Origin of the sequence: Actinoplanes sp. NPDC051633 (genome assembly GCF_040681735.1) — a bacterium.
Taxonomy (GTDB): Bacteria; Actinomycetota; Actinomycetes; order Mycobacteriales; family Micromonosporaceae; genus Actinoplanes.
On record NZ_JBFAZH010000196.1, the window covers coordinates 1 to 9,084 of the forward strand.

At 73.0% G+C, this 9,084-nt stretch carries 8 protein-coding genes and 1 pseudogene; 7 read left to right on the plus strand and 2 right to left on the minus strand.

The window, feature by feature from the left end; genetic code table 11:
* Positions 1–83: 83 nt before the first annotated feature.
* Positions 84–572, minus strand: coding sequence for a YbaK/EbsC family protein (locus AB0M20_RS14010; RefSeq protein ID WP_364297951.1), 489 nt, complete (start codon positions 570–572; stop codon positions 84–86).
* 83 nt (positions 573–655) lie between these two features.
* Between AB0M20_RS14010 and AB0M20_RS14015 the strand changes: the two genes are divergently transcribed.
* The 3 genes from AB0M20_RS14015 to AB0M20_RS14025 are packed head-to-tail and all read left to right on the plus strand — an operon-like array spanning position 656 to position 2,731.
* Complete coding sequence (locus AB0M20_RS14015; RefSeq protein WP_364297953.1) at positions 656–1,090, plus strand: ATP-binding protein; 435 nt, start codon at positions 656–658, stop codon at positions 1,088–1,090.
* Between the two features lie 53 nt (positions 1,091–1,143).
* Complete coding sequence (locus AB0M20_RS14020; RefSeq protein WP_364297955.1) at positions 1,144–2,343, plus strand: PP2C family protein-serine/threonine phosphatase; 1,200 nt, start codon at positions 1,144–1,146, stop codon at positions 2,341–2,343.
* Between the two features lie 37 nt (positions 2,344–2,380).
* Positions 2,381–2,731 (plus strand): STAS domain-containing protein, encoded by a 351-nt coding sequence (locus tag AB0M20_RS14025; protein WP_364297957.1) that lies wholly within the window; start codon positions 2,381–2,383, stop codon positions 2,729–2,731.
* Positions 2,732–2,736: 5 nt separating this feature from the next.
* Here the strand turns inward: AB0M20_RS14025 and AB0M20_RS14030 are convergent, their stop codons facing one another.
* On the minus strand, positions 2,737–3,549 hold the full coding sequence (locus AB0M20_RS14030) for an SDR family NAD(P)-dependent oxidoreductase (protein WP_364297959.1): 813 nt from the start codon (positions 3,547–3,549) through the stop codon (positions 2,737–2,739).
* An 89-nt stretch (positions 3,550–3,638) separates the two neighbouring features.
* On the opposite strand from AB0M20_RS14030, the gene AB0M20_RS14035 reads away from it, so the two are divergent.
* The 4 genes and pseudogenes from AB0M20_RS14035 to AB0M20_RS14050 form a co-directional block, all read left to right on the plus strand.
* Complete coding sequence (locus AB0M20_RS14035) at positions 3,639–5,612, plus strand: amino acid transporter (protein ID WP_364297961.1); 1,974 nt, start codon at positions 3,639–3,641, stop codon at positions 5,610–5,612.
* A gap of 421 nt (positions 5,613–6,033) precedes the next feature.
* Positions 6,034–6,540, plus strand: a complete 507-nt coding sequence (locus tag AB0M20_RS14040; RefSeq protein ID WP_364297963.1) for an SAV_6107 family HEPN domain-containing protein — start codon at positions 6,034–6,036, stop codon at positions 6,538–6,540.
* A 38-nt stretch (positions 6,541–6,578) separates the two neighbouring features.
* Positions 6,579–7,205: pseudogene (locus AB0M20_RS14045) on the plus strand (hypothetical protein); the annotation flags it as partial.
* Positions 7,206–8,410: 1,205 nt separating this feature from the next.
* Positions 8,411–9,084, plus strand: a 674-nt coding sequence (locus AB0M20_RS14050; RefSeq protein ID WP_364297965.1) for a DNA polymerase Y family protein, incomplete at its 3' end; no start/stop codon positions are given.

Sequence of the window (9,084 nt, forward strand, 5' to 3'; positions counted from 1 at the left end):
GTCGCGCGCCATCCGCAGGAAGGCGGCGCCGAGCCGGCGTCGCGGCACACGCCAGACGTGCAGGCTGACCGGCAGCGACACGGTCACGCGACGTCCGTCGGGGTCCCGGCGGTGACGCGGACCAGCTCCGGAAAGGTGATGGCGAAGACCGCCTGGGGTACGCCGCCCGCGGCCCACACCACGTCGAACCCGCCCAGCGCGGTGTCCACCAGCGTGCGCACCGGCTTGGGATGACCGACCGGCGCGACACCCCCGATGACCTGCCCGGTGTGCAGGCGCACGAACTCGGGCGTCGCGCGCTTGAGCTTGCCGACGCCGAGGGCGGCCGACACCTTGGCCGTGTCCACGCGGTGCGCCCCCGAGGTCAGCACCAGCAGCGGCTCGCCGTCCGCGTCGAAGATCAGCGAGTTCGCGATCTGCCCGACCTCGATGCACAGCGCCGCGGCCGCCGCGGCGGCGGTGTGCGCGGCCTCGTCGAGGAGGATGACCTGGGCGGGCTGCCCGTCACCGGCCGTCGCGCCGGCGGCGTCGAGCGCGTCCTGCACCGCGACGACATTGGGATGGCTCTGCATCCGTTCATTCTGCCGCGCGCGTCCCGGCCGGCCACGCCGCCCGGGACGAATGAACCGGCGTCCCACGGGGAACTACGCCCGCCGTGAACCTCCTGCATACTTCCCGCCCGCCCGAGCCCGCGACGGAGGTCGAGCGGTGGGTGCTCGACAGTTACACCGAGCTCCGGTCGCTGCGCGCCTCCCTGCACAAGGCGATCACCGGCGAGTTACTGCCCGAGGGGACACCCCTGGACGAGATCCCGGAGAAGGTCGCGGTGGTCGCCACGGAGCTCGCCACCAACGCCCTCACGCACGCGCACCCGCCGACGGTCGTGCAGCTCCTGCGGACGGACACATCGTTCGTCCTGGTCGTCGCGGACGAGGAACCGGGCATCGTCCCCGAGCTGGACGAGGACCGGCCGCCGGGCGCCGGTGGCCTGGGCATGCAGCTGGCTCGCAAGCTGGCGCTGGACGTGGGCTGGTACACCGACGGCGACGTCAAACACGTGTGGGCGGAGTTCGTCGTCCCACCGGCGTGACCGGCGGGGCGTGACCGGGCCACACGCCCGGGAAAGACCGTAGGGTGATCGTCATGAACCATGCGGACGAGCGGGCCTGGCTCGACGCGGTCGACCGAGTGCTCGGCCGTTCGCATCTGTGGCGGCCCGACCAGATGGCCGAGACCGTCACCGAGACCATGGCGCGGCTGGGCATCGCCGCCACCGTGTATCTCGTCGATGCTGAGCAGGTCGCCCTGCGGGCACTCACCTCGTTCGGCGGCGATACCCCGAAGCCGGTGCCGGTCGACGACTCCGAGCCCGGGCGCGCCTTCGCCACGGTGAGCCCGGTCGCCGGTGACGGGCGGTGGTGGGTGCCGATGGTCAACGGCACCGATCGCCTCGGCGTGGTGGATTTCGTCCTGCCGGCCGGCGTCGACCTTCAGGCGCCCGGCCTGCGGCAGCGCTGTGAGATGTTCGCCGGGCTGGTCGGGCACCTGATCACCACCACCGAGCCGCGGGGTGACCATCTGCAGCTGGTGCGCCGGTCACAGCCGATGTCCCCGGCCTCCGAGCTGTTGTGGCAGCTGCTGCAACCGCTGACCGTCTCGTGCGACCAGCTCACCGTTGCGGCGGTGCTGCAGCCCTGCTATTCCGTGGGCGGTGACGGGTACGACTACGCCATCGACGGCCCGGTCGGGCAGGTCGCGATCCTCGACGCCGCCGGTGCCGGCCTGAGGGCCGGGCTGGCCACCGCGGTCGCGATCTCGGTGATGCGAGCCACCCGCCGCGCCGGTGGTGGCCTGCAGGACCAGGCCCGGGCCGTCGACGCCGCCCTGCTCGAGCAGTTCCCGGACGCGCGGTTCGTGACCGGATTCCTGGCCGAGCTGCACCTGGAGACCGGGCTGCTGCGCTACCTCAACGCCGGGCACCCCGCGCCGCTGCTGCTGCGGCACGGTGCGGATGTCGCGCAGGTCACCGGCGGCGGCCGGATGCCGCTGGGCATCGACGACGCCGACGTCACCATCGGCGAGCAGCGGCTGGAGGACGGTGACCGGCTGCTGCTCTACACCGACGGTGTCACCGAGGCGCGTGACGAGACCGGCGAGCAGTTCGGCGTGAATCGCCTGGTCGAGCTGGTGCAACAGCACGCCGCCGAGAAGCTGCCCGTCGCCGAGACCCTGCGCCGGCTGTCCCATGCGGTGATCGAGCATCAGCACGGTCCACCGGCGGACGACGCGACATTGCTGCTGGCAGAGTGGTCTTCGTCCGTCGCGCACCGTAGCGTGCCTTGACGATGTTCCACATCCTCGAAGGACAGGGCGCTCGATCATGACTCCCGACATCCTCGCCGTCGCCGCCAAGGACGGTCCCGGTGACAGCCGGATCCTCGTCGTGGCCGGCGAGATCGACCGCGACAGCCGCCACCATCTGCGCGGCGCCGCCGAACGCGCGATCGGCGAGGGTCACAACCGGCTCGTCCTCGACCTGGCGGCGGTGACCTTCTGTGACTCCAGCGGCCTGAGCCTGCTCGTCGACATCCACCGCGCTGTCGAGGCGCACGACGGATGGCTGCGGCTGGTCGCCGCCACTCCGGTGCTGCGCGACATGCTGCGCATCACCAACCTGCACCGGCTCTTCACGGTCCACGACACCATCGAGGACGCGATCGCCGACTGCTGACCCGGCTAGACGCCGACCGCCTTCGTGCTGGCCTCCCACAGCCGGGCGGCGAGCTGCGGATCCGCCGCCTGCGCCGCCGGTTTCTTGAGCTTGCGCCCCACGTAGTAGCCGCCGTTCTCCAGCTCGCCGGCCGGCACGGTGGCCAGCCACACCAGCAGCGCCCCCGCCTTCTCCGGGCTGACCAGGAACGGTGTGTACCTGTAGAAGAACCGCACGACCGCGCCGTCGCCGAAGTTCGAACGCACCACGCCCGGGTGGAAGGCCACGCTCAGGATGTCCGGCCAGCGCCGGGCCGCCTCCGCCGTGAAGAGGATGTTCGCCGCCTTGCTCCCGCCGTAGGCGGGAAAGCCCGAATAGCGATCCGGCGCTCCGGTGAGATCGCCGGGATCCAACGTGCCGCGCCGGTGCGCCTCCGACGCCGTGTTCACCACCCGGCCGCCGCGCAGCCGCTCCCGCAGCAGTTCGGTGAGCAGGAACGGCCCCAGGTGGTTGCCCTGCACGGTCGCTTCGTACCCGTCCGGGGTCCGCCGGTATCCGCCGATCATCCCGCCGGCGTTGTTGGCCAGAACATCAATCTTCGGGTACGCGCTGAGCAGGCCGTCGGCGAGCGCACGCACATCGTCGAGCCGTTCGAAATCGGCCTGGTACCGGGCGGGCTCCCGGCCGTTCCCGGCGGCCCGGACGCGGTCCACGGCGGCCGCCAGGCGGTGCGGGTCGCGGCCCACGACGACCACCTCGTCACCCCGGGCGGCGAACTGCTCCGCCGCTGCCAGGCCCACCCCGGAGCTCGCTCCGGTGACCACGATCACGCTCGGCATCCGTACCCCTCATCTGTTGTTGATCCCGGTATTGTCGCCCGCCGGATGCATCCTGGCATCCGGCGCCGATTGCGGGCGGAAAGAGAGCCATGAGCACCGAGATCGATGTGCCGGACGCCGTCCCCAGCCCGGTTCGTCCTTATCAGCCGTCGCGCGGGCTGAGCCGCTGGCTGCTCGAGCACCGGGTGCAGCCGGTCGGGCCGGAGTCCGAGGAGGGCACCCACCAGCAGGCGTGGTGGAAGGTGATGTGCCTGACCGGGGTGGACTACTTCTCCACGCTGTCCTATCTCCCGGCCATCGCGGCGCTCGCGGCCGGTGCCCTCTCGCCGCTGGCCACGCTGCTGATCGTGGTGCTCACGCTGGCCGGCATGCTGCCGATGTACCGCCGGGTGGCGCAGGAGAGCCCGCACGGGCAGGGCTCGGTGGCGATGCTGGAGAGGTTGCTGCCGTTCTGGCGCGGCAAGATCTTCGTGCTCGTGCTGCTCGGGTTCGTGGCCACCTCGTGGATCATCACGATCACGCTCTCCGCGGCCGACGCGACGGTGCACATGGCCGAGAACCCCTATCTGCCGAGCTTCCTGCACGGGCACAACGTGCTGATCACCGTCGTGCTGCTGCTGATCCTCGGCTTCGTCTTCCTGCTCGGCTTCACCGAGGCCGTGGCGGTCGCGATCCCGCTGGTCGCGGTGTTCCTGGGGCTGAACGCCGTGGTCACCGTGGTCGGCGTCGCCGACGTCTTCACCACGCCGGGGGCGTTCGGCTCCTGGACCGCCGCGCTGACCACCGGGCACGGCAGCTTCCTCGGCACGGCCGGCCCGGCCCTGCTGGCCTTCCCGGCGCTGGTGCTCGGGCTCTCCGGCTTCGAGACCGGGGTCAGCATGATGCCGCTGATCGCCGCCCGGGGAGAGGGCCGGGAACAGCGGCTGCGGTCCCGGATCCGCAACACCCGGCTGCTGCTCACCACCGCCGCGCTGATCATGAGCGTCTACCTGATCGCGACCAGCTTCGTGACCACGGTGCTGATCCCGCATTCCGCGTTCGAGGAGGGTGGCCCGGCCAACGGCCGTGCGCTGGCCTATCTCGCGCACGAGCGGCTGGGCGAGGTGTTCGGGACGGCGTACGACATCAGCAGCATCCTGATCCTCTGGTTCGCGGGCGCGTCGGCGATGGCCGGCCTGATCAACATCGTGCCGCGGTACCTGCCCGGTTACGGCATGGCGCCGGAGTGGGGGCGTGCGGTCCGGCCGGTGGTGCTGGTCTACACCGCGATCAGCATCGGCATCACGATCGTCTTCAAGGCGGACGTGAACGAGCAGGCCGGTGCGTACGCCACCGGCATCCTGGCGATGATGGTGTCGGGGGCGGTGGCGGTCACCATCTCGGCCGCGCGGCGCCGGCAGATACGCGCCACCGCCGGCTTCACGCTGCTCACCCTGGTCCTGCTGTACGCGCTGGGCGACAACATCGTCGAGAAACCGGACGGCATCGCGATCTCCGCGGTCTTCGTGGCCGGGATCATCGTGGTGTCGCTGATCTCGCGGGTCACGCGCACCACCGAGCTGCGCGCCGAGCGCATCGAGTTCGACGAGTCCGCCCGCCGGTTCATCGCCGAGGAGATCGCCGACGACGGCGAGCTGAACATCGTGGCCAACCGCCGCCAGGCCGGCGACGAGGCGGAGTACGTCGCCAAGGAGCGCGAGCAGCGCGGCATGAACCCGGTGCCCGGCGCCTCCGGTGTGCTGTTCCTCGAGGTCGACGTGGTGGACCCGTCGGAGTTCAGCGAGGTGCTGCGGGTGCGCGGGGTCGAGGTGGGGTCGTTCCGCATCCTGCGGGTGCAGAGCCCCGCCGCGCCGAACGCGATCGCGGCGGTGCTGCTCGCGCTGCGCGACGGGACCGGGGTACGCCCGCACTGCTACTTCGAGTGGGCCGAGGGCAGCCCGCTGGTGCACCTCTTCCGCTACCTGCTGCTGGGCCGTGGCGACACCGCGCCGGTGGTCCGCGAGATCATCCGCAGCAGCGAGCCCGATCCCGCCCGGCGGCCCGGCATCCACGTCGGCGGCTGATCTTTGACCTGCGGTTTTCCGTCGCTCGCGCGGGCTTGCATTTTTGTCGTACCCGGGTGTTACTCTCTCCAGTAGTTAGAACGGGTGTTCGAAACTAGCGTTCGAACCCCGGCTGACGACGGGAGCGGCGATTCGCGGCGCAGCTCCCGGGCGCGACGCCCGCGAAGCGTCGCGCGGTGGTCCGGATTTTCGCGGATCCGGGCCCATAGGCAGGCTCGTCGCTCGCCGCCCAACGACCCCCGGGCGGCGGGCGGCGGACCCGCCGGCACTGTCCGGCCGGGTGCGGTGTGGGGAAGCTCTCGCACCCGGCCGGCTGCCCGATCCGCCGCGTCTTCCTCCGCGGCGGCGTCCAGATTCATGGAATGCCCCTGCTTCATGGGTGTCTTGCGTTCGGATGCGCAGCGTGCTGAGGAGATTGATGATGGCGAGCAACCCGGCGGCCGGTCCGGCCGGCTTGGTGCCCGGTCTGGCGCACGCGCCGACCGCCGCGGCCCGGTCCGCGGACGCGCCCACCGTTCCCGCGCACATGCTTCCGCACCGCACACCCGCCCAGCTCCTCACCATCGCGCGCGGCGGCCTGGCCGAGGCGGCGCAGACCCGCGCCGACGGCCAGCGTTACGCCACCGCCCACATGGCCGCCCTGCGCGCCGCCGCCGCCGTGCTCGCCGCCCGGGCCCGGCCCGCCGCGCCCCAGCGCCGCACCCGTGTCACCAGCGTCTGGTCACTGCTGGTCATGGTGGCGCCCGAGTTCAGCGAGTGGGCGAGCTACTTCGCGCTGGGCGCGAGCAAGCGCGCCGCGGCCGAGGCCGGCATCCCCCGCGTGGTCAGCCCGCGCGAGGCCGATGACCTGCTGCGAGCGGCCGAGCAGTTCGTCGCGGTGGTGGAGTCCGCGCTGGGCCTGGCGTACCAGCCGCCGCTCGCCGCCTGATCCCTCCGGCCGACGAACGAACGAGACGAGGCGGACTCATGGCGGGACGCATGATCAACGGTGCGGCCGCCCTGGCCGATCTGGTACGCCCGGCGACCGAGGCGGACACCCCCGGCGTGCACCGGCTGCTGCCGGTGGTGCCCGAGCTGAGCGGGCTGCTGCCCGGCCGCGGCCTGCGGCGCGGGAGCACGGTCTCGGTGGACGCCGGCATCGGCGCGACATCTCTGCTGCTGGCGTTGCTGTCCGCGGCCTCGCGGGCGGGTTCGTGGTGCGCGGTGGTGGGCCTGCCCGACCTGGGCACCCTGGCCGCCGCCGAGAGCGGCATCGCCCTCGACCGGCTCGCGCTGGTGCCCAGCCCCGGCCCCGACTGGCCTACCGTGGTCGGCGCCCTGATCGACGGTGTCGACGTGGTGGTCACTGCGGTGCCGGGCCCGGTGGCGGCGCCGATCGCGGCCCGACTGGCCGCGCGGGCACGGCAGCGCGGCGCGGTGCTGGTGCCGTTCGGGGCGTGGTCCGGCGCCGACGTCACGTTGCGCGTGACGCACGGCGACTGGGAGGGCCTGGGCCACGGCCACGGCCGCCTGCGGCGTCGCCGGGTCACGGTGCTGGCCCGCGGCCGGGGAGCGGCCGCCCGCCCCCGCGAGACGACGATGTGGATGCCCGGCCTCACCCTGCCGCCGCCGTTCCCCCCGCCACCCGCCTCCGAGGACGGCGCGCAGTCCGCCGTCGCGGACCCGTCAACCGAGGCGGATCCCCACACCTTCGCCGAGGCGGATCTCCCGACCTTGGCCGCGGCGGATCCCCGCACGTCGATCGAAGCGGATCTCCGGGCCTTGGCCGATTCCCCCACCTCGGCCGTCGCGGATCCCCGGGCCTTGGCCGAGGCGGATCCCCGGGCCTTGGCCGAGGCGGATCCCCGGGCCTTGGCCGAGGCCGATTCCCCCACCTCGGCCGTTGCGGATCCCCGCATCTCGGCCGTCGCGGATCCCCGCACCTCGGCCGAGCCGAATCCGTCCGCGTCGACCCGCACGCCCGTCTCTGTGCCCAACGTAGGTTCCGCGCCTTTTGCGGGCTCGCCCGCGCCGGTCAATGCGGGCTCCGGCTGGGCCGGTGCCGGGCTGGTGGATTCGCTGGACTGTTCCGATGACGTGCGGGCGGCCTTCATCCCGGCCGGCGCCGTCAGGGGGACCGGTGCCAACTCGGCTTCCGGGCGGTTTCGGTCCGGTGTGCTCGAGGCGCCGGGGCTGCGGGCGAAGTCGCGAAATGAACGGCATGGCAAGCGGACCGACCTGGTGACCACCGCCTGCCTCTCGCCCGCGAGTGTCGCGCGGCGGGCGGCATGGCTCGGTCCGGCGGCTCTGCGCCGGCAGCGGCTGGAGGCGGCCGCTTCCGAACGCCCGGCCTCCGCGCCGCGGCCCTTCTGGGCGGACTTCCTCGAGCCGTCCGCGCCGGTGGCCGGACCGGAGACTCCGGCGTCGCGCTCCGGCCGGGCGCGGGCGGATCGTGTTGCGATGCCGGCTCGCGGACGAATCGCGGGAGCGGGGTGTCCGGTCGGCGGGCCTGGCGTCTCGGGTTGGTCTGGCGTCTCGGGTTGGCACGCCGCCGCCTCGGGGCGGCTGAGTGGTGTTGCGGGGCTTGGCGGTGTCGCAGGGCTTGGCATGGGGCTTGGCGGTATCGCAGGGCATGACGGTGTCGCGAAGCGCGGCGGTGATGTGCGGCTTGGTGGTGTCGCGGGGCTTGGTGGTGTCGCGGGGGCTGGCGGTGACGTGGGGCTTGGCGGTGATGCGCGGCGCCGGCGGAGGTCCGCGTGAGCAAGGCCGGGCGGGGGAGTGCAGTAGGCGGGGGCGGGCCGGCCGGTGTTCGTACCCTGATGATCTGGTGTCCTGATTGGCCGGTGATCGCGGCCGAGATCGTCGATGGGGTGCCCGCGGCCGGGCCGGTGGCGGTGCTGCACGCCAACCGGGTGGTGGCCTGTTCCGAGGCCGCCCGGCTGGAGGGTGTGCGGCGCGGGCTGCGGCGGCGCGAGGCGCAGGGGCGGTGTTCGCGGCTGGTGGTCGTGGACCACGATCCGGGGCGGGACGCTCGGGCGTTCGAGCCGGTGGTGACCGCGATCGAGGAGGTCGCGGCCGGGGTCGAGGTGATCCGGCCCGGGGCGTGTGCGCTGGCCGCCCGCGGGCCGGCCCGGTATTTCGGCGGTGAGGAGGCGGCGGCCGAGCGGATCGTCGAGCAGGTCGCCCAGGCGTGCGAGGTGGAGAGCCAGGCCGGCATCGCCGAGGGGGTGTTCGCCGCGGGGCTGGCCGCGCGGGACGGCCGGATCGTCGCGCCGGGGCGGACCCGCGAGTTCCTGGCCGGGGTGACCGTCGAGGCGCTCGAACGGCCCGAGCTGACCGATCTGCTGCGTCGGCTCGGGGTGAAGACGCTGGGGGACTTCGCGGCGTTGCCGCCGTCGGACGTGCTGACCCGGTTCGGCTTCGACGGCGCGCTGGCTCATCGGCTCGCCGCCGGGTTCGACCATCGGCCGCTCGCCGTGCGCCGGCCGCCGCC

Excerpts from the sequence above, each read along its gene's own strand:
- AB0M20_RS14040 (WP_364297963.1), top strand. The coding sequence starts at position 6,034 with ATGGCGAGCAACCCGGCGGCCGGTCCGGCCGGCTTGGTGCCCGGTCTG.
- AB0M20_RS14035 (WP_364297961.1), top strand. The coding sequence starts at position 3,639 with ATGAGCACCGAGATCGATGTGCCGGACGCCGTCCCCAGCCCGGTTCGT.
- AB0M20_RS14030 (WP_364297959.1), bottom strand. The coding sequence starts at position 3,549 with ATGCCGAGCGTGATCGTGGTCACCGGAGCGAGCTCCGGGGTGGGCCTG.
- AB0M20_RS14010 (WP_364297951.1), bottom strand. The coding sequence starts at position 572 with ATGCAGAGCCATCCCAATGTCGTCGCGGTGCAGGACGCGCTCGACGCC.
- AB0M20_RS14020 (WP_364297955.1), top strand. The coding sequence starts at position 1,144 with ATGAACCATGCGGACGAGCGGGCCTGGCTCGACGCGGTCGACCGAGTG.
- AB0M20_RS14025 (WP_364297957.1), top strand. The coding sequence starts at position 2,381 with ATGACTCCCGACATCCTCGCCGTCGCCGCCAAGGACGGTCCCGGTGAC.